25 protein-coding genes are annotated in these 24,619 nt (G+C 57.8%); 23 read left to right on the plus strand and 2 right to left on the minus strand.

Going from position 1 to position 24,619, the window contains the following annotated elements; translation table 11 throughout:
- The first annotated feature begins 3 nt into the window (after positions 1–3).
- The 11 genes from A4E19_11390 (at position 4) to A4E19_11440 (ending at position 13,084) form a co-directional block, all read left to right on the plus strand.
- Positions 4–1,875, plus strand: coding sequence for a hypothetical protein (locus A4E19_11390; protein OQW37988.1), 1,872 nt, complete (start codon positions 4–6; stop codon positions 1,873–1,875).
- On the plus strand, positions 1,872–2,993 hold the full coding sequence (locus tag A4E19_11395; protein OQW37989.1) for a hypothetical protein: 1,122 nt from the start codon (positions 1,872–1,874) through the stop codon (positions 2,991–2,993). The genes A4E19_11390 and A4E19_11395 overlap by 4 nt, the downstream gene beginning before the upstream one ends.
- A 157-nt stretch (positions 2,994–3,150) precedes the next feature.
- Entirely contained in the window at positions 3,151–4,659 is a 1,509-nt protein-coding gene (locus tag A4E19_11400; protein ID OQW37990.1) for a ribonuclease G, read from the plus strand.
- 101 nt (positions 4,660–4,760) lie between these two features.
- Complete coding sequence (locus tag A4E19_11405) at positions 4,761–5,879, plus strand: DNA-binding protein (protein OQW37991.1); 1,119 nt, start codon at positions 4,761–4,763, stop codon at positions 5,877–5,879.
- 239 nt (positions 5,880–6,118) lie between these two features.
- Positions 6,119–8,458 (plus strand): DNA topoisomerase I, encoded by a 2,340-nt coding sequence (locus A4E19_11410; protein OQW37992.1) that lies wholly within the window; start codon positions 6,119–6,121, stop codon positions 8,456–8,458.
- Positions 8,459–8,630: 172 nt separating this feature from the next.
- Complete coding sequence (locus A4E19_11415; protein ID OQW37993.1) at positions 8,631–9,236, plus strand: hypothetical protein; 606 nt, start codon at positions 8,631–8,633, stop codon at positions 9,234–9,236.
- 1,395 nt (positions 9,237–10,631) lie between these two features.
- Positions 10,632–10,922, plus strand: a complete 291-nt coding sequence (locus A4E19_11420; protein ID OQW37994.1) for a hypothetical protein — start codon at positions 10,632–10,634, stop codon at positions 10,920–10,922.
- A gap of 217 nt (positions 10,923–11,139) precedes the next feature.
- Positions 11,140–11,340 (plus strand): hypothetical protein, encoded by a 201-nt coding sequence (locus A4E19_11425; GenBank protein OQW37995.1) that lies wholly within the window; start codon positions 11,140–11,142, stop codon positions 11,338–11,340.
- An 84-nt stretch (positions 11,341–11,424) separates the two neighbouring features.
- Positions 11,425–11,973, plus strand: a complete 549-nt coding sequence (locus A4E19_11430; GenBank protein ID OQW37996.1) for a hypothetical protein — start codon at positions 11,425–11,427, stop codon at positions 11,971–11,973.
- Between the two features lie 446 nt (positions 11,974–12,419).
- Positions 12,420–12,653, plus strand: coding sequence for a hypothetical protein (locus A4E19_11435; protein OQW37997.1), 234 nt, complete (start codon positions 12,420–12,422; stop codon positions 12,651–12,653).
- Positions 12,650–13,084 (plus strand): hypothetical protein, encoded by a 435-nt coding sequence (locus A4E19_11440; protein ID OQW37998.1) that lies wholly within the window; start codon positions 12,650–12,652, stop codon positions 13,082–13,084. The genes A4E19_11435 and A4E19_11440 overlap by 4 nt, the downstream gene beginning before the upstream one ends.
- 114 nt (positions 13,085–13,198) lie before the next feature.
- Here the strand turns inward: A4E19_11440 and A4E19_11445 are convergent, their stop codons facing one another.
- Complete coding sequence (locus tag A4E19_11445) at positions 13,199–14,515, minus strand: nucleoside permease nupX (protein ID OQW38063.1); 1,317 nt, start codon at positions 14,513–14,515, stop codon at positions 13,199–13,201.
- Positions 14,516–14,731: 216 nt separating this feature from the next.
- On the opposite strand from A4E19_11445, the gene A4E19_11450 reads away from it, so the two are divergent.
- The 3 genes from A4E19_11450 to A4E19_11460 all read left to right on the plus strand — a co-directional run bounded on the left by A4E19_11450 (position 14,732) and on the right by A4E19_11460 (position 16,830).
- On the plus strand, positions 14,732–14,980 hold the full coding sequence (locus A4E19_11450; protein OQW37999.1) for a hypothetical protein: 249 nt from the start codon (positions 14,732–14,734) through the stop codon (positions 14,978–14,980).
- Positions 14,977–15,399 carry a hypothetical protein gene (locus A4E19_11455; GenBank protein OQW38000.1) on the plus strand — a complete coding sequence of 141 codons (423 nt, stop codon included), beginning with the start codon at positions 14,977–14,979 and terminating at the stop codon, positions 15,397–15,399. The genes A4E19_11450 and A4E19_11455 overlap by 4 nt, the downstream gene beginning before the upstream one ends.
- Positions 15,400–15,609: 210 nt before the next feature.
- On the plus strand, positions 15,610–16,830 hold the full coding sequence (locus tag A4E19_11460; protein OQW38064.1) for a sodium:dicarboxylate symporter: 1,221 nt from the start codon (positions 15,610–15,612) through the stop codon (positions 16,828–16,830).
- Here the strand turns inward: A4E19_11460 and A4E19_11465 are convergent, their stop codons facing one another.
- Entirely contained in the window at positions 16,831–17,382 is a 552-nt protein-coding gene (locus A4E19_11465; GenBank protein ID OQW38001.1) for a hypothetical protein, read from the minus strand.
- A gap of 211 nt (positions 17,383–17,593) precedes the next feature.
- Here A4E19_11465 and A4E19_11470 point away from each other — a divergent pair, with 211 nt between their 5' ends.
- The 9 genes from A4E19_11470 to A4E19_11510 are packed head-to-tail and all read left to right on the plus strand — an operon-like array spanning position 17,594 to position 24,566.
- A complete protein-coding gene (locus A4E19_11470; protein ID OQW38002.1) occupies positions 17,594–18,214 on the plus strand; it encodes a heme ABC transporter ATP-binding protein CcmA in 621 nt (206 codons plus the stop codon).
- Between the two features lie 11 nt (positions 18,215–18,225).
- Positions 18,226–18,894 carry a heme ABC transporter permease gene (locus A4E19_11475; GenBank protein ID OQW38003.1) on the plus strand — a complete coding sequence of 223 codons (669 nt, stop codon included), beginning with the start codon at positions 18,226–18,228 and terminating at the stop codon, positions 18,892–18,894.
- Positions 18,895–18,909: 15 nt separating this feature from the next.
- Entirely contained in the window at positions 18,910–19,659 is a 750-nt protein-coding gene (locus tag A4E19_11480; protein ID OQW38004.1) for a heme ABC transporter permease, read from the plus strand.
- Positions 19,659–19,844: a hypothetical protein gene (locus A4E19_11485; protein ID OQW38005.1), complete on the plus strand. Its 186-nt coding sequence runs from the start codon at positions 19,659–19,661 to the stop codon at positions 19,842–19,844. The genes A4E19_11480 and A4E19_11485 overlap by 1 nt, the downstream gene beginning before the upstream one ends.
- Entirely contained in the window at positions 19,828–20,310 is a 483-nt protein-coding gene (locus tag A4E19_11490; protein ID OQW38006.1) for a cytochrome c biogenesis protein CcmE, read from the plus strand. Before A4E19_11485 ends, A4E19_11490 begins: the two co-directional genes overlap by 17 nt.
- Positions 20,307–22,298 carry a c-type cytochrome biogenesis protein CcmF gene (locus A4E19_11495; GenBank protein ID OQW38007.1) on the plus strand — a complete coding sequence of 664 codons (1,992 nt, stop codon included), beginning with the start codon at positions 20,307–20,309 and terminating at the stop codon, positions 22,296–22,298. Before A4E19_11490 ends, A4E19_11495 begins: the two co-directional genes overlap by 4 nt.
- Positions 22,295–22,822 carry a thiol:disulfide interchange protein gene (locus A4E19_11500; protein OQW38008.1) on the plus strand — a complete coding sequence of 176 codons (528 nt, stop codon included), beginning with the start codon at positions 22,295–22,297 and terminating at the stop codon, positions 22,820–22,822. The genes A4E19_11495 and A4E19_11500 overlap by 4 nt, the downstream gene beginning before the upstream one ends.
- On the plus strand, positions 22,819–23,280 hold the full coding sequence (locus tag A4E19_11505; protein ID OQW38009.1) for a cytochrome C biogenesis protein: 462 nt from the start codon (positions 22,819–22,821) through the stop codon (positions 23,278–23,280). Before A4E19_11500 ends, A4E19_11505 begins: the two co-directional genes overlap by 4 nt.
- A complete protein-coding gene (locus A4E19_11510; protein ID OQW38010.1) occupies positions 23,277–24,566 on the plus strand; it encodes a hypothetical protein in 1,290 nt (429 codons plus the stop codon). The genes A4E19_11505 and A4E19_11510 overlap by 4 nt, the downstream gene beginning before the upstream one ends.
- Positions 24,567–24,619: the final 53 nt, after the last annotated feature.

Raw genomic sequence — 24,619 nt, forward strand, 5'->3', positions numbered from 1 at the left:
AGTATGGCAACGGGACATTATCCGGAATCAGAATTCGGCGACCTGCATCGACGCCTCTTCATCCTCCGGGTAGGACTTTTGCTCGTGGTGGCGTTGCTCGGCCTTCGTCTCTGGCATCTGCAGATTCACGAAGGGCCGTACTATCGAGACTTGTCGGAAAACAATCGGACCCGATTGGTGTTGCTCGAACCGGCACGTGGGTTGATCTATGACCGGCACGGTGTCCTCTTGGCGAATAACGTGCCCAGCTTCAGCCTGTACGTCACCCTGGAAGACGTGAAGGATCGCGAAGTTCTGATTCGGCAGTTGACCGACCTGCTCGGCCTGGACCCGGCGATCGTTCGAAAAAAAATGACCGCCAAAGGGAGCAAGCTCCTTCCGCGTAAGATCAAGGACCGTATGACCCTGCGTGATGCCACGCTGGTCGAATCACATCGTCTCGACATGCCCGGTGTCATGATTCAGGTCGAGTCGCAACGCAACTACCCCGGCGGCATGACGGCAGCCCATCTGCTGGGCTATGTCGGAGAAATTTCAGCGGATCAGCTGGAAAAACCGGAATTCATCGATCTTCACCAAGGCAGCATCGTCGGTCAATACGGAGTGGAAAAGTCCTACGATCGGCACATGCGAGGGATGGCCGGGCAGAAAAGCGTGGAAGTCGATGCGCTCGGCCACGAGAAACGAGCCTCGGTCACCGAGAGGCCGCAAGCAGGGAACGATCTCTACCTCACCATTGATGTGCGGCTCCAAAAGGTTGCCGAGGATCTGTTAGGCCAAGAACAAGGCGCCATCGTCGCGCTCGATCCGAACAACGGTGATATTTTGGCGATGGCCAGCCGTCCCGGCTTCGACCCGAACCTGCTCTCGCGCGAACTGACCGCCAAACAATGGGTCGAAATCGTGCAGGATGAAGGGCGTCCGTTGAACAACCGGGCCTCACAGGGGCAATATCCCCCCGGGTCCACCTTTAAGATTCCAATGGCCGTCGCGGCATTGGAGACTAAAACCATGTCATCTTCCAGCACCGTGTTCTGCAATGGGGGATACCAGTTCGGCAAGCGGCTGTATCACGACTGGAAAGCGACGGGGCATGGGTACGTCGATTTGCACAATGCGTTGGTCCATTCCTGTGACGTGTACTTCTACACGATCGGTCAGCGGATGGGGATCGATGTGATGGCCGAATATGGGAAGGAGTTCGGTCTTGGGAAGGCCACCGGGGTGGAATTACCGTCGGAGCGATCCGGTATCATGCCGTCCACCGCATGGAAGCAAAAGGCCAAGAACGAACAGTGGTTGCCCGGCGAGACCATTTCCGCCGCCATCGGACAGGGTTATGTGACCGTGACGCCATTGCAAATGGCGAGTCTCGTCGGCACGGTCGCGAACAACGGAGTCAGCTACCGTCCCCGATTGGTGCAGGCCGTCATGGATCGAACCTCGGGAAACCTTCAAGAATTGCCGGCCGTTCCGCGCGGAAAAATCGATGCGAAACCGGAAACATTCCGTATCATCAAGGACGCGTTGGCCGACGTCGTCACGAAAGGAACGGCGACGAAGGCGAAATCCGCCATGGTGGCGATCGGTGGGAAGACGGGTACGGCGCAGGTCGCGGCGCTCCGGACCGGACCGGAGGAGAATATTCCCAAAAAGTTCCGAGACCATGCATGGTTTGTCGCCTTTGCGCCGGTGGAATCGCCGAAGATCGCCGTGGCCGTCCTCGCCGAGCATATGGGGCACGGCGGGTCCGCCGCGGCTCCGCTCGCGAAAGAACTCATCGAAACGTACATAAAGCTCGCTCCCCAGGTGCCGGCCGTCACCTCCGATCTGTCCGGCGTGAACGGGGCGGAGGCTTCCTCGAAGGACTCATGATTGATCGATTGACCGAGCATCGCGGCCTCGACAGTTTCGACATCCGCTATGTCGCCTTGATCCTCACCATCCTGGGAATCGGAGTGTTGTCCATTTATAGCGTCACGCATGGGCAGCAGGGTGGGATGGCACCGTATTATCTCAAGCAGTTGATATGGATCGGCTTCGGCGCGGCGGCGTTTCTCGTCATGTGGGCGTCGGACTACCATCATATCGCCCGATTTGCTTATCCGGCCTATGCCTTTATCTTGCTGATGCTGGTGTTTGTATTGTTCGAAGGTCGGACGAGCAAGGGCGCCCAGCGGTGGATCGCGTTGGGGCCGCTCAGCTTTCAGCCGTCTGAATTCGCCAAACTCATCCTCGTGTTGGTGTTGGCCCACTACTACTCGAAGGCTCCTCGCGTGGGATGGCTCCAGCGCGTCATCGTTCCCGGACTCTTGATGCTGCCCGGCCTCCTCCTCATCCTGAAGCAGCCCGATTTGGGAAGTGGGCTTAGTTTTGTCGCGGTGTATGCCGCGATGCTTCTCGTGGTGGGTGTGCGCTCACAAGCCTTGGGATTTATGTTGCTCTTCTCGATCATGCTGTTTCCATTTGCATGGGAGGGGGTGTGGGGGTCCTTGCATGATTACCAGCGTCAGCGCATTATGGCGTTCGTCGACCCCGACTATGATCCGGGGGGAAAAGGCTACCATGCCCTGCAATCCAGAATCGCGATCGGGTCCGGCGAGTTGCTGGGGAAGGGTCTCTACGGCGGTACCCAAAGTCAGCTGAAGTTCTTGCCGGAAGGCCATACTGATTTTGTGTTCGCCGTCTTTGCGGAAGAATGGGGATTTCTCGGCGTGTTGGTGCTCTTGACGTTGTTCGTGACGTTGATTTGGCTCTCGCTGGAAATCGCCTCCAAGGCGAAGGATCAGCTTGGAGCGCTGCTCGCCGTGGGAATCGTGGCGATGTTGTGTTTCTGCGTCGTGGTCAATATCGGGATGACGGCGGGGATGTTTCCGATCGTCGGCATTCCCTTGCCGCTGGTCAGCTATGGCGGAAGCGCCACGATCATGACCATGGCCGCCTTGGGTTTGTTGTTGAACGTCAAACGGAAACGGTTGAGTCTATTTTATTGAGCGATGACCGAACAGGCGGAAGACTCGGATTCCGCGGCTCGGAATAGATGGGAAATGCCGGAGAAGCCGGTGTGTGAAGTGCGTGAAGGATCTGGGGCTGGGCCTGCGTCCATCGCACTCATTCGGTTCCTACGGCCTGTAGACCAAAGGAGTCACCATGGGAAGTGAGATTGCGATCACCGTCGCGCGGGAAGAAACCCGCGTGGCCGTGCTTGACGGCGGAGTCGTCACCGATTTGTTCGGGGACCGCGCGAAGCACAAGGATTTTGTCGGAAACATCTATAAGGGCAAGGTGGCCAAGGTGTTGCCCGGGATGCAAGCCGCCTTTGTGGATATCGGCCTGGAAAAAGCGGCGTTCATGCATGTCTCCGATTTGTTGGTGGACGCGGAGCCGGGAGACATGCTGGTCGAGGCCGAAGAGGACGAAAAAGACTCGGAGATGCTCCGGCCGAAGCGCCAGAGCGCCAAACCGATCGAACAGCTGTTGAGCGAAGGCCAGGAGCTGATGGTCCAAATCTCCAAGGGGCCGATCGGTACCAAGGGGTCGCGTGTGACGACGTACGTGTCGCTTCCGGGGCGATATCTGGTCTTTATGCCGAACGTCGATCATATCGGGGTCTCTCGGCGCATTCCGCGGGATGAGGAGCGGGCCAGACTTAAAGACATCATGCGTCGGGTCAGGCGTTCGGGCTTCGGCTACATCGTGCGGACGGTGAGCGAAGGCGTCAAGGAAGATGAATTGAAGTCCGACGTCGATTTTCTGCACGTCCTCTGGCAGGACATTTTGACGAAGCGTGAGCAATTGGCCGCTCCCGCGTTGCTGCATTCCGATTTGAGCTTGAGCTTCCGTGTCGTCAGGGACCTGTTCGGCAAGAAGGTCGATCGGTTGTGGATCGATTCACGGGACGAGTACGAAGCCATTCGGGACTTCGTCCAACGCTTTTCTCCTGAGCAGACCTCACGCATACATTTTTACGACAAGGACGAGCCACTGTTCGATCATCTGGGGGTGGAGCAGGAAATCGCCCGTGCCTTGAGCCGAAAGGTCTGGCTCAAGTCGGGCGGCTATCTCGTGATCGACCATACCGAAGCGATGACGGTCATCGACGTGAACACGGGACGGTTCGTAGGGAAGCGGGATCAGGAAGAAACCATCTTGCGCAACAATCTCGAAGCGGCCAAAGAGGTGGCCTATCAGCTGAAGTTGCGGGGAATCGGCGGCATCATCATCGTCGATTTCATCGATATGGAGCGGGAGAAAAATCGGGACAAGGTCTATCATGCGTTGGTGGACGCCATGGCATCGGACAAGGCGAGAACGAGGATCTCCAGGATTTCGGATCTCGGGCTGATCGAAATCTCCCGCGAGCGGGTGCGAGAAGATCTGTTGCGGTCGCTGTCGGAGCCGTGCCGCTACTGCGAGGGCCGTGGGTATACGAAGTCTCCCACGACCGTCGCGTACGAGATTTTCCGCGAGATCCGACGGATTGAACCGTCGGCCGATCAGCAACGGATCATCGTAGGAGCCCATCCGACGGTGGCGGAATTGCTGCAAGACGAAGAACGTTACGGAGTAGAAGCATTGGAGCGGACCTGCTCGGCCAAAATTATCGTCACACCGGACAGTCAGTTGCATCTGGAGCAGTACGATCTGGTCGTGCTCTAGTCGAGTGCCGCCACAGTTCCGACCATTGTCTGGGAGTTCTTCTACCTGCAAGATCCTCCCGCGGTCGTCGCGAATTTCTTTGCCGATGATCGAGACCGACCATGGATAAAGCATCCTTGACCTCCTGGCTCTCGCTCCAGGCGATTGACGGCGTCGGCGACCGTACTCTGATCAAGTTGATCCATACGTTCGGAACTCCCGAGGTGGTGCTCGGTGCGACGATAGACGACTTGGTCGGCGCCGGATGCAGTCCGGGACTGGCTGAATCCGTGCGAGGTGGACCGGCGGAGAATATCCGACGGCAGATCGATCGGCAGGTGAAGCTTGTCGAGCGGCTCAAGATTCAAACCGTCACCCTATTTGACCGGTCCTATCCGGCTCGACTCAAAGCCATTTCCGATCCGCCGCCGTTATTGTATGTGAGCGGAAATTTGTTGCCGCAGGATGAGGTGGCGGTGGCCGTTGTGGGGGGACGACATGCGACGTCATCCGGAAAACTCATCACGGAGGAAATTGCGAAAGATCTGGCGGGATGTGGGGTGACGATCGTGAGCGGTCTGGCCCGGGGGATCGATGCGGCGGCGCACCGAGGCGCGTTGTCGGGGAAGGGCCGTACGATCGCGGTCCTGGGTTGCGGCATCGACCGAACGTACCCTTCGGAACATCAGCTACTCCGTCGCAACATCGAGTCGCATGGCGCCGTCGTTTCGGAACTGCCGATCGGAGCCGCGCCTCAAAGCCATCATTTCCCGCGCAGGAACCGAATCATCAGCGGGCTCTCGTTGGGTGTGCTGGTCGGTGAAGCGGCGACCGACAGCGGCTCCCTGATTACGGCCAAGTTGGCGCTCGAGCAAGGCCGAGAAGTCTTCGCCGTCCCCGGCTCGATCAAGGAAGAGGCTTGCCGGGGGTCGAATCGCCTGATCAAAGAAGGGGCGAAACTCATCGAGGGCGCCCACGATATTCTCGAGGAAATTCTTCCGCAAGTCGATGCGCGCCAGCGAGCGATGTTGCGTCTCGACGGCGCAGTGATGCCGGCGCAGGCGCCGTTAAGGAAGGAGGACGCGTTGGTGTATGACACGTTGTCCTACGAGGCGCGATCCATCGACACGATCATCGAGAGCACGGGATTGAGCGCGGCGGAGGTATCGGCGGTATTGCTGTCATTGGAATTGGATGGTCGGATCCGTCAATTGCCGGGTCAGCAGTATATCCGTCTGTAGCATCAACAAGGTCTCGAACCGACGCTCCCGTTGAGCCATTGAGAATTGAGGTTCATCAACGTGAGACACCTCTTCACGCCCGACAACAGAATGAACGCCGGCCCGGCTGCCGGCGGACATTCTCATGACCACCTATGTTCCTAACCGCTTGCCGATTGTTGCTGACTGCCATTCTAGTTGCACGAAACTCCGATATTTGGTACGGATGATACAATTCTGGAGAGGTAGCAGGGGTTGTCATGGCAAAAAATCTGATTATCGTTGAGTCGCCGACGAAGGCGAAGACGATTACGAAATATCTGGGTCGCGGCTATACCGTCATGGCGTCGGTGGGGCATGTCAAGGATCTTCCGACCAGCAAACTGGGCGTGGATCTCGAGAATGACTTTGAACCGCAGTACGTCACCATCAAGGGCAAGTCGAAGGTCCTGGCCGAGATCAAGAAGAAGGCGGAGGAAGCCGACAAGGTGTTTCTGGCGCCGGACCCCGATCGTGAAGGAGAAGCGATCGCCTGGCACATCGAGCAGGAGTTGCTCGGCAAATCGAAGAAGAAAAAGAAAGACGGAAAGATTTTTCGGGTCCTCTTCAACGAAATCACCGAATCAGCGATCAAGCGCGCGCTCCAATCGCCGGGCGAGATCGACATGAAGCTCGTCAACGCCCAGCAGGCCCGCCGCGTGCTGGATCGCATCGTCGGATATCAAGGCAGTCAGCTGCTCTGGAACAAGGTTCGACGCGGGCTCAGCATGGGGCGGGTGCAGTCGGTGGCCATGCGGCTGATTTGCGAGCGGGAGGCGGAGCGGGATGCGTTCCGAGCCGAGGAGTATTGGTCGATCACCGCGCTGCTGGCTGGCGCCAATCCCCCGTCATTCGAGGCGAAGCTCCACAGCATCAACGATGAAGAGGCCTCGATCGAGAACGCCGAGCAAGCCGGCCGCATCGTCGGCGAGATTCAAGGGAAGACCTTCGTCGTCCAATCGATCGAGCGGCGGGAAAAGAAACGGAATCCCGTCGCGCCGTTCATCACGAGCCGGTTGCAACAGGAAGCGTCGCGCAAGCTGCACTTCTCGCCGAAAAAAACCATGACACTCGCGCAGCAGTTGTATGAAGGGATCGAAATCGGCGCCGAAGGAGCGACGGGTCTGATCACCTATATGAGAACCGACTCGCCCCGCATCTCCAACGAAGCGATGGCCGACGCGCGCGAGGTGATCCATGCTCGATTCGGGGCCGATTATCTTCCCGCCACGCCGAACGTGTACAAGACCGCGAAGGCCGCGCAGGAAGCGCACGAGGCGATCAGGCCGACGTCAGCGAGCCGGGACCCGGAGTCCATTCGCCAGTACTTGGACCATGATCAGTACAATCTCTACAAGCTGATCTGGAATCGGTTCATCGCGTCGCAGATGGTGCCGGCCATTTTGGACGTCACCCGCATCGATTCGGCCCCCGTCGAGACCAAGAATCGGTATCTCTTCCGTTCGACCGGAACGGTCGTGAAGTTTCCGGGCCATACGATCGTGTATCTGGAAGGATTCGACAAAGAATCGCCCTCGCAGAAGCCGAAGGCCGACCAGGAGGCGGAGGACGAAGAACGTCAGCTTCCGACCCTGTCCGAAGGAGAACGGCTGCGACTGGTCGAGCAGGAAGGGCAGACGGTCCCGGGAATGTTGTCAAAACAACACTTCACGCAGCCGCCGCCACGGTATAACGAAGCGCTCTTGATCAAAGAACTGGAGGAAAAAGGCATCGGGCGACCGTCCACCTACGCGGCCATCATCTCCACGATCCAAGACCGGAAGTATGTCGAAAAGACCGAGGGGCGCTTGGTGCCGACGGAAACCGGGAAAACCGTCAACGAGTTTTTACTGAAGGGCTTCCCTGCGCTCATCAACGTCGATTTCACCTCGCAACTCGAAGAACAGCTCGACCAAGTCGAAGAGGGGAATAAGCAGTGGGTTACGGCGGTACGCGACTTTTACACACCCTTCACGCGGGAAATGGAACGGGCGAAGACCATTCCGGGTCCCAAGGACATTGTCGAACCGCCGACCGATATCCCGTGCGAGAAATGCGGCCGGATGATGGAGATCAAGTGGGGCCGGAATGGGAAGTTTCTGGCCTGTCCGGCGTACAAGGATGATCCGCCCTGCAAGAACACCCAAAACTTCGAGCGGCTGCCGGACGGCACCATCAAGATTGTGCCCAAGCAGGAACTCACCACCGATCAAGTCTGCGATAAATGCGGAAGCCCGATGGTGGTGAAGACGGGGCGGTTCGGCAAATTCATCGCCTGTTCCGCCTATCCTCAGTGCAAGACGACGAAGCCGCTGGCGCTGGGCGTCAAATGTCCGCAGCCTGATTGCGGCGGCGATCTCGTGCAGAAACGGACGAAGAAGGGACGCTCATTTTTTGCCTGCAGCAACTATCCCAAATGTGAATATGCCTTATGGGATCGTCCCGTGCCGAAGGTCTGTCCCACGTGCCAGGCCCCGTTCCTCGTCGAAAAAATCAGTAAGCAAGACGGCCGCAGCGTCCAATGCCGCAACCAAGATTGCGGCTACCGCGAGGCGGGATAACGATTCGCGGTTCTTTCCGTTCACGTCTTCACGGTTTCTCGATCGTTCTCTCCAGCTTCGCGTGATCCCTGTCTCGCATCACGTCGCGCGTCTTCCCGGTGACATGTGTATACTGCTACATGCCTTCCGGTTCCATTGAGCCATCACGTCTGTCAAAGGGACTGTCCGACTCATGAAGCACATGAGCCGGGTCTGTGCTGCGATCCTCCTCGGTGCAGGATTGGTGTGGTCAACGCCAGTTTCCGCGGAGGAACCACCCTCTACGTGGGTCGGGAAACAGACCGTCGGCGTCGTGGTCGGCGGCATGGTGCCGGTTCGAGTGATGGAGGGGCAGTCATCGAAGCTGAACGGCGTGGCCGTGCATCCCACGTGGCAGATCGGCTTGACCGATCCCATTGGCGATGGGTGGTGGCGTGGTGCGGTCGCCTTGGGTGTTGAAGCCGCCTTCTTAGGGATCACGGAACCGACCGGCGCCTATGGCGTGGGTGTCACACCGAAGGCGGTCTATACGCTCACCTCGTTCGGTCGTTTGAAGCCTTATCTCGAAGGCGGCGGCGGCCCCCTCTGGACGAATTTCGACGGCCGCCTTCCCGAACAAGGATCGGATTTCAACTTTCTGGTCTGGGGCGGGACGGGCGCGACCTATGACCTGACGGCACGATGGATGGTGAATGCCGGAGTCCGCTTCAGCCACATTTCCAACGCCGGCAGCGAATCGCCGAATAGCGGGCTCAATTACCTGCTGCCGTTTGCCGGAATCTCCGCGAAGCTGTTTTGAATGCCGTGGCAGAAGACATACCTCCCGCCCATTGACCTCTTCGACTCACCCGGCGGTGATACCCTTGTATTCGTTCTGATTCACCAGTTGAAGAAACAGATACAGCATAGCCTGCTGCCGGCCGGGTGCGATCCAGCGGTTTGACTACCTTCGCCTCAATCCATCCCCTAATCCCCCAAGAAATCTTCACGATCACCGGGTGCTGATCGAAGAGCGCCGGTCTGTTCGCTCGGCAAGCTGGTGGTCCGGAAGTTGCTCGTTGATAGTGCTGTGAGGTCTTCGATGATGCGGCTGCTCTTACATAAGCTTGGACATCTCATGGTTCTTGGCGTGAGAACAATGGTCCAAATTGGAATGACCGTGTTTCTGACAAAACAATTGATCCTGCGAGACTGGTTCGAGAAGTCGATCTCGTAGAGTCACTACTCATGCTGACTCCATTTTCTGCGCCTTTGGGGGGACCGATGCCGCCTTCGCCGCTGCGTCCGGCAAGTCGGCCGTTGCGGAATCAACGAGGCCGCGGACCTGATTACGTTGAAGCAGGTGGGGGTTTCGACCCCTATAGATCAAATTGGGGCAGAGAACTATTATAGCCCGAGCCAGTGCCGCAAGGCTCCATCGAGTCTTTCTCGATCAGCAGCCGTGAGATGACCAAGCGACGGTTGATGCGGGTCTTGTCGAGCGTAAGTAGTTCTCGCTTGACGGCGCTTGGAAACAGGAGCCCAGCGGTTTTTCAATCAGCTAGGGCAAATTCGCCGGGTTGTAGCTGATCAAGTTGGGATTCAGCGGAAGGAGCAAGAGGTCAACTGATGGATGAGGGGGCACTGACGACAACAGCCGGCCGTTGCTTAAATCCCGTAAGATCCGAGAACGGCAAGATGGCCAGAGCGACATCACCTCGGTCATAACTTGTCGTATTCGGCATCGCGCGGATTATTCCAAATTTGGGTGAGGCTGGGTAATGAGGCAAGAGAGACGTCGGTCTTGAGCGCCATCAGCTCCTCTTGGGAATCCGGGATGACGACTTCAACCGGCGTATTTGCAGAAACGACACTGGTTCATCGAGAACCACTTTTTCCCCATCGTAGTGAGCCGGGACGTGCCGCATGGTTTCTCCTGTTCTTTTGCGCGGGCGATGAGGGTTGAGCTGATTCTATTGGCGCTCGTGAAACCTGTCAACTTGAGCTTGACTTATCAGCGCGGCTCTTCGATCAGGATCCTCTCTCAGCGCTCAGCATTTCCCGCGAAATTCCCCCGCGCCCCGTTTATCCTCGCCTCGCTCATGTGCCTCAGCGCCGCCGTGATCGTGTGGAGTACGACGAAAGCGGGGTACTCATGGGGGTCCTGATAGAAGGTGGATTGTATTAAGACATCCATTACTGTATATACGTCTGGGTGTTTACATGGGATGTTGCGAAGGCGATCGCCAATTTTGAGAAACATGGCGTGTCGTTTGAAGAAGCGGCAACTGTCTTTGGCGATGTTAACGGGCTCGACTGGGACGATCCTGCCCATTCAGCCCAAGAGCGTCGATTCAAGCGACTTGGTCAATCGGTAAGTGATCGACTCTTGCTCGTGGTGTATACCGTACGGGGGGTGGGACATGAAAAAGAAACATTCCGGATCATCAGCGCGCGGCCGGCGAGCCGGCGGGAACGCGAAGCCTATACCCGACTCACAGATTGATTTCTCGGATATCCCGGAGTCGACGGCCGAAGAACTTCGACGCGCGCGCCGGGTGGGAAGACCGTCCAGCGGAATGGCGAAACAGCTGATCGCCATCCGCCTCTCGCCACGGCTCTTGAGTCAGTTGCGAAAAATGGCTGCTAAACGTGGAAAGCCTTACCAGACACTCATTCACGAATTATTGGAAAAAGCAGCAGCCCACGCGGCATAAGGATTCATGATTCAAATCCAGAAGCTCATCGCGGCTCGCGGCCTCAAACAGAAGGCTGCCGCCAAGACGCTAGGCGTGACGCAGCCTCGAGTCAGCGATCTCCTCCGTGGGCGTATTGATCTCTTCAGTACTGATGCGCTTATCGACATGCTAGCTCGACTTGGCGCGAGGGTTCGTCTGACCGTTAAGGTTCGCCGTGCGGCTTGAGGTGTTTCTTGCAACAAAGTGATTGTGGAATCTATTCCGTGACAGACCTCAAACATTCCAGGCTCTAGTAATGGAGCGGGTGCCGTGAAGATTTCTCCTCCGCTTGTTTTTCTCCAACTCATTCTCGCTATATTTACTCCCGATCTAAAAATGGCTATTTCATCCGATTGCCAATTCATGGAAGATTTTTTGAACCCACCGACAGTCCTCCCCCCCGCGGATTTACCATCTGAAAACAATCCAGGAACGTCTTTACCGACAGAAACAGTTCTAGGGGAGGTGCTTAGCGTTGATGTCGTCAAGGGCACTATTCACCTTAAGCTTATGAGATTGAAAACTGTCAATCGAGCAGGATCTCTTTTCCTAGCTGGTATGAATCCGACCACCATCACATTTGTTACGTCCTCGGTCCGACCGCTAAACGTGGTTACTCTTTATATCTCTGCAGACATAGGCCGATGGAAAGCCCTGAGACCCGGCGACGTAGCCGTGATACTTGTAAACGAGGAAACCACTCCGGAAAATCATTATGGTACAGGTAGGAAAATCGTTTTAGACGTTCGCATCCTTACGCCAGGGCATCTCACATCGTGTCTCCAAGCTAAGGGACTTGGCATCTTTGACGAAGACTAATGAGACCTTAGCCTCTCAGATAAAACAAGGTGTACCGGAGTCTTTTCTGTGACCTGAGGCTGCCGTGCGCCCCTGTTGCAGCAGGAGTCAGACTAAGGGGCAAGCTGCATAACGCCTTGTCCTTTGCGTATGCTGCCTTGGTGATGTGGTTGCGTCCTTTGTAGGAGAAAGGGCCATCAGTTTCCTCTGAGCCCGCTATCGCCGAAATGAACCGACCCTCGGTTGTGTCGTCCGCGCGTTGTCTGCAACATTGAGCGAAAGATGAGCAAAGAGGCATGGTTCTGTTCGTGAGCGCCAAATGGTGACGATCACCTAATGGTTGTCAGTGTAGTGGCTGGTGAGAGGAAATATATGTTCGAAACGAAGCCGGATGTGTTGCCTGACTTGACAGCCTGGCGGATGGTTGCCATGCTGTTGTTGAATATTTCAACAATGAGGGTGTCGCGATGGCCACCGTAAACTTTAGTGTTCCGGCCGATGTGAAGGAGGCGTTCGATAAGGCGTTTCGACGGCAGAATAAGAGCGCGGTGTTGACCGACCTTATGCGTCAGGCTGTAGAGGAGCGACGGCGGAGTCATCGTCGAGCGAAAGCTGTCGAACAGTTGTTAGCATTGCGAAAACGGACGCGGAGCGTCACGGATAAGGCCATTCGAACCGCTCGGAGACGCGGAAGACCGTGACAACGGTCGTGCTTGATGCGAGCGTGATCATCAAATGGGTCTTTGCCGATCGCGCTGACGAGTCCCACTCCTTCCAGGCTCTCCAAATTCTTCGGGCGATCAACGAGTCTCACATCCGTGTCCTTCAACCACCGCACTGGTTGGCTGAGGCGGCTGCAGTCATTACACGCTTGGATTCCCGGCGGGCACGCCAAGCTGTGTCGCTCTTGTATGCCCTCGAATTGCCCATCCTGGTGGACGTGGAGGTGTATCAAAAGGCTTGCGGTCTCTCAGCCTCGCTGGGGCAGCATGTCTTCGATACGCTGTATCACGCCGTGGCGCTAAACGAATCCGGCGCGATGTTGGTTACCGCTGACGAACGATATTGCCGATCGGCTCACCGAGTCGGTCAGATCATCAAATTGAAAGACTTCGACGTGGTCGCCTCATGACAACGCATTCTCAGTAGACTGGCCTCGCGCATTGTTCAAGCTCGTAAACGGCTGGCTGTTGCTCCTCGTTCGTGCATTGGAATGGGGAGAGGAATTAGTGAGTCGCCACACTTTTTAGGAAGCTGCGAGCACTCCGGCGATACAACCGGTCAGCAACGTCGTCAAATAAGCGGTCCACAACGCGCGCAGCCCCAAGAGCGAGATGTCTTTTGCCCGATGCGGCACCAAGGCGGAGATGCCGCCGACAAAGATGCCCATACTCGCCACATGCACGAATCCGCAGAGGGCGTAGGTCATGGCCGTGAGGGACCGTGGGGAGAGCGGCGGCGAAGATGCGGATTGCGCGGCGGCCAACTTGAAATAGGCCGCCACTTCCGTCTCGATAAACCGCGACCCCAGTAAGTCCGCGCCGAGCTGCCATTCCTCAGGACGGAGACCGAGAAGAACGGCGAACGGCCAGGTCAGCCAGGCGAGGACCCGTGTGACGGAGAGCGGCACTCCACCGATCGCAGGAAGCTGTGCCAGCGTCAAATCGACCAACGCTTCCACTCCAAGAAATACGATCAGCAACGAAGCGATGCCAACGGCCATTTTCATGCCCTGCCCCGCCCCATCGATCAGGGCGACAATGAGGTTGGAGGGCGGCGGAATTGCTTCACCGTCGGATGAAGGGGATAGGTTCCGCTCGGTGGGCACAGCAGGCACGCCGCCCAGCGTCACAGGCTGTCCATCTTCGGGCCACGTGAGCTTACTGATGAGTACCGCGCAAGGAATAGAAATCACCGACGCGGAAATCAAATGCCCGGCGATCTGAGGCACTGTATGTTGCAGAGCCGACACGTAGATGCCCATGACCGTGCTCGCCACGGTCGCCATCATGCACGTCAGCACCAAGAGCAGTTCCGACCGCGTCATGGCCGTGAGGTAGGGACGAACGATCAAGCCCGCCTCGATGCCGACGAAGATATTCGCCGCGCCGGACAGAGACTCGGCCCCCGATAAGCCCATGGTCCGGTAAAAAAGCCTGGCAAACAGACCCACGATCGCTTGCATGACGCCTACATAGTAGAGACCCGCCATCAAGGCGGCAAAGAACACGACCGCCGGCAGCGCTTGCGCCGCCAAGATAAACCCGATCGAGACTGTCCCATCCGGCAACGTCTGGCCGGGACCAAGTGCGAGAGGCCCAAGCAGAAACACCGTGCCCTTTTGCGAGGCGGTGAGCACGGCGACCACGAGATCGTTGATCATGCTCCAGAGCCAGCGGGAGCCCGGAAACCAAAAGGACACGATCCCGAGTCCCCAGGCCAAGACGGCGCTGCCCCCAATGGTCGTCCAATTCGGCCGATTGCGTTTTCCCGTTGCCCAGGCCAGTAATGCGATCGTCACGAAACCGACACAGGCCAGCAGGCGATACGGCCATTCCTCCACCGTCATGTCCTCCTTCCGATGAAAGCCCGGCGGGAGGCTACGCCGAGGGTCGGCTGCCGTCAAGAAATAAAATAGGGGCGTACGCTGGTCCAGCAATATAGATTGCACAACTTGGTGAAGCTCAGTGTGCTTCCACCTGTCTCATTGCAAGAATCCACCGTGTGACTTGCCTTTGTGACTAGTTCTGACTATCATGTGACCATGAGTGGTGTACGGGTGGCGGACTTGAAAAGCAGGCTCAGTGAACACCTGCGCAAAGTGCGGTCGGGTCGTTCGGTGATTGTCTTGGATCGGACGACTCCAATCGCCCGCATCGTTCCCTATGAAGAAGAGGGTTCTTCTTTGCTCGTGCGAAAGCCAGCGCCCGGGACTCCTTCCCTGCAGAAAGTTCCACTCCCGCCGCCACTGCGACTTCATCGTGATATTGTCGCGTTCCTGTTAGAAGAGCGGCAGAGCGAGCAGTGATCGCCTACCTCGACTCCTCGACGGTGCTTCGGGTCATCCTTGGTCAATCCAATGCGCTGAAAGAGTGGCGCTCCATCACGCGAGGTGTCGCCTCTGCACTGGTCGAGGTCGAGTGTTTGCGGACCTTGGATCGGTTGCGACTGGTCGAAGGATTGGAAGATACTGCCATAGCCATCAGACGAGAGGCGGTGTTCCGATTGCTGGAGGCTGTCGAAGTCATCGAGATGACAAGATCGGTGCTGTCAAGGGCGGCACAACCCTTGCCGACCGCGTTGGGTACTTTGGATGCCATTCATTTGGCGTCTGCTCTACTCTGGAAAGACCGGAATGGTACGGACCTCGTTATGGCGACGCACGATGTCTCACTGGCCACGGCCGCACGCGCCAGCGGCCTACGGGTTCTTGGCGCGCCTCGCTGATCGCGAATTGAGTATTGATGTGCATCGGTCGGCAGTTTCAGGAGCCTGTGTAGCCGTCACGTATTGTTCACCCGCATGAAATGGAATCGGCACCAGCTACACCCTCGTAACATCTAACATCTATACATTGGCGGTCGGCGTGAGCTGCAAGGGAAACATGGAAGGTTCGAGTGATAGCCCGTGAATAACAATGCTTCCGAGCAAACGACGATCGCTGAGCCAAGTACAGGCCTGATTGCGCGGTGGCAGGCAATCCCGCTCTATGCCCGCATCGTGATGGCCTTGGTGCTTGGCGTCATGGTCGGACTTATGTGGGACAGCGAGGCGGCTATACTCGCGGTACCGGGAAAGCTGGTCTTACGTCTCCTCGGTGCGCTCGCGCCGGCGCTGATCCTCGCGGCGATTGTCCATACGTTCATGACGACGCAGCTCGGCGGGCCGCTCGCGGCGCGGCTGCCGCGATTATTATTGCTGAACACATTGGTCGCGATCATAGTTGGCCTGACGATCGCCAATGTCATTCAACCAGGTCAGGGCGCAGGTCTCACGCCGCCGTCTCCGCATGAGGAAACCACCAAGGCGGTCAATCCGCTCGCACTCTTTCTTGAGAATGTGCCGAAGAGTCTGTTGGGACCGCTGGGTGACGATGGGAAAGTGATCGGCGTCATCTTCATCGCCGTCGCGTTCGGCATGGCGCTCCGCAATGAGCGAGAACGGCCGCTCGGCACGGTGGGGCATTTTGTCGAGTTGTTTCTGGAGGCATTGATCACGATGTTGCACTGGATCATCGCGGTGGTGCCGTTTGCTGTTTTCGGCATTGTCGCGAGCATCGTGGGCACGGAGGGTTTCGCACCGTTCAAGGCGCTCGGGGTCTTTGTGCTGAGTGTGCTGCTCGCGCTCGCAATCCAGGCGGCGTATTACCTCGTCCGCATCCGGTTTGGTTCATGGGTGCGCCCGGTGGATCTGATTCGCGGCGGACGGGACGCACTGGTGATGGCGTTCTCCACGGCCAGCTCGACCGCCACGATGCCGGTGACGTACGCGGTGCTCAAGGAACGTGTGGGATTGCGCGAGCAATCCGCGAGCATGGGGGCGCTGGTCGGCGCGAATTTCAACAACGACGGCACCGCGCTCTATGAGGCGATGGCGGCCTTGTTCATCGCCCAAATGATCGGGATGGATCTCACGGTTCAGCAGCAGGTTATGGTCGTGCTGACGAGCATTATTGCCTCGGTCGGCGCGGCCGGGATTCCCGAAGCTGGCCTCGTGACGATGACCATGGTCTTTACCGCCGTCGGGTTGCCCGTGCAATACATTCCTGTCTTACTCACCGTGGATTGGTTTCTCGATCGCTGTCGCACGGCCATCAACGTCATGGGCGATATGAACGTCAGTTGCCTCCTGGATGGGAAGCAAACACACGCTCCCTGATCATCCCTTGGCTATCTTTTGTTCGTGCTCATGGGTGAGGGCGGCCCGCAGCTTTTCCTCCTGATCTTTGCTCAAGGACGTTTTGAGGATGGTTCCCTCGTATCGTGAGAAACCGGCCAACAGTTTGTCTTGGTCAGCGCTCCGGATCAGCAAGAAAATCGCGGAGGTGCCGCGCGTGATCGTGCTGCCCAAATCCTTGATGAATTGATCAGGGATCCCGTAATCGTTCAGGAGCCCATATTCATTGGCGGCGGTGGTCACGGCGCCACCTCCCGCCCCTCCGGCGATACTGCCCAACAGGCCTGCCAAGGGATTCATGAAGAGGAGGCCCATCAGCCCGCCCCACAATATCCCCAGCGAGACGCCATGCGCCGTCGCCCCGCCGAACACGTCGACACACTGCTTCAAGTGGACCTTGCCGTCCATATCGCGGACGACGATGACCGCGTCTTCCAGATCGAGCACATAGTCCTTTTCCATCGCCCGCAGTTCGTTCAGCACCCGATCGGCCGTGCTGGAATCCTTAAACGCGATGCAAACCAGTTCACTCATGATTCATCTCCTTCAGACGTAGGTATGTCGCCGCTCTGTCCAGCGGCGAGGAATTCACATGGTCGGTTTTAAACTAAATAGCAGTAGAATCACCTCCAGAGCAAGTTGGCCGTATCGCCGACTGTATTGTGGGTGCCATTCCCCTTTTCTCCCCTTGTTTTTCGACGCCTCGTTCCCTTACTCTCGTCCGTCCCTGTGTGAGGAGTCCCTTATGTTGCAAGCTGTTGCACTGAGTTGCCGTCGCGGTGAACGCCGGTTGTTTTCAGACCTCACCGTGAAGGTTGAGCGGGGAACCCTGTTGGCGGTGGTGGGTGAGAACGGGAGCGGAAAAACCAGTCTGCTCCGGATCTTCACCAGTTTGTTGGCTCCCGAGAAGGGATCGGTGTTGTGGGAAGGGCAAGACATTCATCGACTCAAAGAGCTCTATTCGGGGCAACTGACCTATATCGGGCATCTCAACGGAATCAAGGATGATCTCACGCCGCTTGAAAATCTGATGAGCGCGATGGCTTTGTCCGGAGAATCCTGTTCCGGTAATGGCGCAAGTGAGGCGTTGGAGGCGATCGGGCTCAAGCGCCCCATTCATCAGTTGCCGTCCAAGGTGCTCTCGCAAGGCCAAAAGCGCCGGGTCGCTTTAGCAAGGCTCTGGCTCTCCTCGCGACCCTTGTGGCTCTTGGATGAACCGTTCACGTCCCTCGACGCGGCGTCCACGGGCGTGGTCACTCAGCGGCTTCTCGCGCATTTGCAACGTGGAGGACTGGCGGTCTTGGTCACCCACCAGGACATCGCGCTTCCCACGGAGATGATCCAACGCTTGAGGCTCGCTGGATGAGCGGCTCCAGTATGTCGGAAGCCGTCGGAGAAATCATCCGGCGGGATTTGTTACTCGCCATGCGACGCCGTTCGGACGCGGCGATGTCGGTGTTTTTTCTGGTCATCGTGGTCAGTCTCTTTCCGTTAGGTGTCGGACCGGAACCGGCGGTGTTACGGACTATCGGACCGGGTGTGTTGTGGGTGGCCGCTCTCTTGGCCTGTCTGCTGTCGCTGAGTCGTGTCTTTACCGGGGACTATCTGGACGGTGCCCTCGAACAAATGGTGCTGATTCCTCAGCCCTTGGCGGTGTTGGTGGTCGGGAAGGTGTTGGCCCATTGGGTGATCTCCGGACTCCCTGTGGTGCTGCTCTCGCCTCTGCTCGGCCTTCAATTCGGGTTGAGCGGCGAATCGCTGGGAATTCTCGTGCTGTCGCTCTTGCTTGGGACGCCAACGTTGAGTATGATTGGTGCGATCGGCGCCGCATTAGTACTTGGCGTGCGCGGGAGTGGTCTACTGGTTGCCCTCCTGGTGCTTCCACTCTACGTTCCAGTATTGATCTTCGGGGCCGGTGCCGTGACCAGCAGTATGGCTGGAATCGGTGGCGAAGCTAATTTGTCGCTGCTCGGGGCTTGTCTCGTACTCTCGCTCTTTTTGGCGCCCTGGGCCACGGCAGCGGCGTTGCGTATCGCGCTAGAATAACAGGATTTCAAGAACGTGAATTGGTCGAAATATTCAGCGCCTCAAGCCTTTTATCCTCTGGCCGGCCGACTCATTCCCTGGTTTTCGGCCGTGGCGGTTCTCTTGATGGGGGTAGGACTCTATCTGGGATTTTTCGTCGCGCCGACCGATTTTCAGCAGGGTGACGCGTATCGCATCATCTTCGTCCATGTCCCGGCCGCGTGGATGTCGATGTTCCTCTATGTCGTCATGGCCGTGTGGGCCGGCGTCGGAATGGGACTCAACGCGCGCCTGTCCTTCATGATGGCGCAGGCAATCGCTCCTACCGGGGCCATGTTTACCTTCTTGGCGTTGCTAACCGGGGCGATGTGGGGGAAGCCGACATGGGGAGCCTGGTGGGTGTGGGATGCCAGGCTGACTTCTGAACTGATTCTGCTATTTCAGTATGCGGGCGTCATGTTGTTACGCACGTCGATGGATGAGGTACGCCGCGCGGACCGATCAAGTGCTGTATTCGCGTTGGTCGGGGTCGTGAACGTGCCGATCATCTATTTTTCCGTGCAGTGGTGGAATACGTTGCATCAAGGGGCGTCGGTCAGCATGGCCACGGGCTCGAAGATGGCCGCCACGATGTTGACCGCCATGCTCATCATGACGCTGGCGTTCTGGCTCTACAGCATCGCCGTCATCCTTGCGCGCGTCCGCTGTATCATGGTGGAGCGGGAATCCCTGCCCCTGTGGGAGGGAAAATCGACTGCGATTCAGGAAGCGGCGGAGGCTCGCTGATGCAGTGGGGAAGCGCGTCCGAATTCTTTGCGATGGGAGGGTATGGGCTCTATGTCTGGACCTCGTTTGCGGCCACGGCGTTGTGCATGGTGTGGGAAGTGTTGGCTTTGTGGCGCCGACGGGCTGCGACACGCGCTGAACAGCGGGCTGCGTTGTTAGGAGGCATGGATGAAACCGCGACATAAGCGTTTTGCCTTTATCGGTCTGGGGTTGGTTGTCTTAGGTGTGGCGACGGTGTTGATCTTGAATGCCTTCCAAAGCAATCTCGTCTTCTTTTTCACGCCCACGCAAGTGGTGAACGGTGAAGTGCCGCAAGGGCGGAGCTTCCGGATCGGCGGGATGGTGGAAGACGGGAGTCTTGTTCGCGAGAACGATGGGTTGACGGTTCGGTTCATCGTGACCGATACCGCAAAGAGGGTCCCGGTGACCTATAAAGGGATTCTGCCGGATCTTTTCAAGGAAGGCAAAGGCGCCGTGGCGCAAGGCAAACTCAACGGCGACGGCACGTTTGTCGCCAGCGAAGTGTTGGCCAAGCACGATGAAAACTATATGCCGCCCGAGGCGGCCGAAGCGCTGGCGAAGGCGAAGGCATCCGGGGCGCAACAAAGTAAGTCACTCGTGGTTCCTGAAGGTAGGAAAGATTCACTATGATTCCAGAGATCGGTCATTTCGCGTTGATTCTTGCACTGTGCGTCGCCGTGGTGCAGGGCATTCTCCCCATCTACGGTGCCGCCGTCGGGAACTCGGCGTTGATGGCTGTGGCGAAACCGGCGGCGCGAGGGCAGTTCTTCTTGGTGCTCACGGCGTTTTGCTGCCTCGGCTATGCCTTTGCCGACAAAGATTTCTCCGTGCTGTATGTGGCCGCGACGTCGAACTCCCAGCTGCCGCTGCATTATCGCTTGGCCGCGATTTGGGGGGCACATGAAGGATCACTCTTGTTGTGGACCTTCATCCTGACCATCTGGATGTTTGCCGTGACTCTCTTTTCCGCTCATCTTCCGGAAGCCACGCGTTCCCGCATTCTCGGCGTGATGGGCCTTGTCAGCGTCGGCTTTCTTCTGTTCATGTTGACGGTCTCGAATCCGTTTGAGCGGCTGATTCCCGCCGCTCCTGACGGGCGCGACCTCAATCCCCTGTTGCAAGACCCCGGGATGGTCATCCATCCTCCGATGCTCTATATGGGTTATGTCGGATTCTCGGTGGCCTTCGCCTTCGCGATCGCCGCCCTGTTGGGAGGCAACCTCGATGCGGCCTGGGCCCGCTGGTCCCGGCCATGGACCACCGTCGCCTGGTGTTTTTTGACGGTCGGCATCGCCATGGGAAGCGGGTGGGCTTACTACGAATTGGGGTGGGGCGGATGGTGGTTCTGGGATCCGGTCGAGAATGCGTCATTCATGCCCTGGCTGGCCGGCACGGCGTTGGTGCATTCACTGGCCGTGACCGACAAGCGAGGGGGCTTCAAGGTATGGACCGTCCTGCTCGCCATCATGGCCTTTTCGTTGAGCCTTTTAGGGACATTCCTCGTCCGCTCCGGTGTCTTGACCTCCGTGCATGCATTCGCCACGGATCCTAAGCGCGGTCTGTTCATCCTGGCTTTCTTAGCCATCGTCATCGGTGGGTCGCTGGCCTTGTACGCCTGGCGGGCGCCGCGTGTCGGCTTGGGCGGCAGTTTCGCCATGGTGTCGCGAGAAGGCCTGTTGCTGGCGAACAACGTGTTGCTGGTTGCGGCGATGGGGTCGGTATTGCTGGGTACGTTATACCCCTTGTTTCTGGATGCGTTGGATCTCGGGAAAATTTCGGTAGGACCTCCGTATTTTGATTCGGTCTTCGTTCCCTTGATGGCACCGGCCCTCTTCCTGATGGGAATCGGACCGCTTGCGAAATGGAAGAAAGCCGACTTGCCCGATCTTGCCAAGCGGCTGAAGTGGGCGTTCGGAGTGAGCGTGGCCACGGCGGTTGCGCTCCCGTTTATCATGGGTCAGTGGACTCCGCTGCTCAGCCTCGGGTTGCTGTTGGCCATCTGGATCGTGACAACGGCGGTGGTGACGTTGCGTGAACGGCTGGCTCATACCGCCGGCAGCGGACTGGGCCCTCAACTGGCCGGGATCTCTCGGTCGTACTGGGGGATGCTCGTGGCGCACGTCGGGGTGGCGGTCTTCATCGTCGGCGTCACGATGGTGAAGGGATTCGAGACCGAGAAAGACGTGCGGATGAACGTGGGCGAGACGGCGACGATCGGCGACTATACGTTCCGATTCGACGGGGCGCAGGATGTCGTTGGCCCCAATTATACCGCGGCCCGTGGAACCTTCTCGGTGAGTCGCGACGGTCGAGAAACGACGGTCCTCTACCCGGAGAAGCGACGGTATGCCGTTCAGAATCAGGTCATGACGGAAGCGGCAATCGATCCCGGATTGTTGCGCGATCTCTATGTGTCGCTCGGAGAACCGCTCGATGATGGAGCGTGGAGTGTGCGGCTCTATCATAAGCCGTTCGTGGATTGGATTTGGGGTGGATGCTTTATCATGGCGATGGGTGGCGCGCTCGCCATCAGCGATCGCCGGTATCGAATCGCATGGCGTCGGCAAGAGCCGGCCGTGCCTGCGTCGACCAGAGCGGCTAGGCGAAAAGTGGCATGAACCGGTTCCTCCTGCCGCTGTCCATTTTTATCGTGGTCGTGGTTTTTCTCGGGATCGGGCTCAGACTCAATCCTCGGGAAATTCCCTCTCCACTCGTCGGGAAAGCCGCGCCTGACTTTTCCCAGCCGCAGCTCTACGATCAGACCAAGCTGTTTTCGCCGGCCGATCTCAAGGGAAAAGTGTGGTTGCTGAATTTTTGGGCCTCGTGGTGTAGCGGGTGTAAGACGGAACATCCGGTACTCATGGAGCTGGCCAAATCCGGGGAAGTGCCGATCTACGGGATGGACTATAAAGACCAACGGGACGAGGCGATGAACTGGTTGAGCCGGTGGGGCAATCCCTACCCGGTGGTCGGAGTCGATGACGCCGGCAGGGTCGGTATCAACTACGGAGTCTATGGGGTTCCGGAAACCTACGTCATCGATAAGCAGGGCTTGATCCGTTATAAACAGATCGGGCCGCTGGATCCCGACACGGTCGCCAAGAAGATTATTCCCCTTGTGAAGGAACTTGAATCACAATGAACTGGTTGATCCTCAGCATGCTGCTGCTGTCCGGACAAGCGTGGGGCGGAGAAGCCAGGCCGCTGGCCGATGACCCGGCTGTCGAGGCACGGCTCAAGCATCTCGCCGTCGAGCTGCGATGTCTGGTCTGCCAGAATCAAACATTGGCCGATTCCAACGCCCCGTTGGCGGAAGACCTGCGCCGGGAAGTTCGGGACATGATCGCGAAGGATATGAGCGACGCCGAGATCATCGAATTCCTTACGGCGCGTTACGGAGATTTCGTGCTGTATCGGCCGCCGCTCAAGGCCACCACCACATTGCTGTGGATCGGTCCGTTCGTCCTCTTGACCATCGGAGCCACGGTGCTGGTGATCACGTTGCGGCGGCGAGCGAACAAGGTGGTCGCCGCACCGGTGACGGAAGAAGAACATCGACGAGTTGAACAATTATTGGCGGAAGGAGGCAAGCGATCATGACCGTGACATTTTGGGTGATTGTGTCCGCCATGACCCTGTCCATCCTTGGATTGTTGCTGCGACCGTTATTGAAACGTCCCGTGCAGACGGCAAACGAACGAGACAAAACGCTGCCGGTGTATCGGCAACAATTTTCCGAGCTGGAGCAAGATCGAGCCGATGGATTGTTGACGGATGAGCAGTACCAAACGGCGCGAACTGAGCTGGAACGTCGTGTGTTGGACGAGACGGGTGCAGCCGACGTCCATCCGGCTGCTCCGGAAGGATTCGTGAATCTCCGAGTCGTGGCGCTCTCCCTGGCGTTGATTATTCCGGCTTCCAGCGGCGTGCTCTATTGGACGTTGGGAAATCCTGCCGCGATGACGCATCCCGCGGTATCGGCTGCTTCCCCAGGTGGATCCGGCGATGATGTTCAGGTGGCGGACAGTTTGAACACCTTGATCGAGCAGTTGCGCAAGAAGCTCGAGCAGAATCCCAATGATCCAGTCGGGTGGGGGCTCTTGGCCAGGTCCTATATGGCGATGGAGCGGTATGCGGATGCGGTGCCGATTTTCGAGAGGGCCACGAAGCTTGATCCGAATAACGCGAGTTTGCTGGCCGACTATGCGGACGCGCTGGGTGTGCACCAAGGGCGCAAGCTGGAAGGAAGACCGGAGACCTTGATTCAAAAAGCCCTCAAGCTCGATCCGCATAATGTGAAAGCGCTGATGCTGTCAGGCACGATCGCTTACAACCGAAAAGATTTCGCGCGCGCGGCTAAGGAATGGGAAGAAGCTCACACCTATCTTCCTGCCGACGATCAGGAGTCCTCCGATCAACTCAAGGCCAGTATCGCTGAAGCCAAACGGCGCCTAGGCGGCGGTCCCAGCATGAATATGTTGGTCGCGAATCCGCCGATGGAAGAAGCCAAGCCGGCCAAACCGACGGCCCGACCCGGACAGTCTCGGGCGATCACGGGCAAAGTGGTGTTGGGGCCGAGTCTGGCCAACAAAGCATCGCTCCCGGATACCTTGTTCGTATTTGCAAAGGACGTCGCCGGTCCTCCGATGCCGGTGTCCATCGTGCGGGCATCGAAAAAAGATTTGCCCTTCACGTTTCGACTCGATGATTCAACCAGCCCTATGCCGTCGAGGAAATTGTCGGACATCGACACGGTGGTTATCGTTGCACGCCTGTCAAAATCCGGAAAGGCGATGCCTGAAAGCGGGGACTTGGAAGGCATGAGTCAGCCGATTAAACCAGGGACGGAAAATATCACTGTCGTCATCGATCGGGAACGACCCTAGATGTGATGAAATTCTTGCAATGGAATTCTTTTGTTCTCCGAATAATTGCGCGA

The sequence above is a fragment of the Nitrospira sp. SG-bin1 genome, assembly GCA_002083365.1.
Lineage (GTDB): Bacteria > Nitrospirota > Nitrospiria > Nitrospirales > Nitrospiraceae > Nitrospira_D.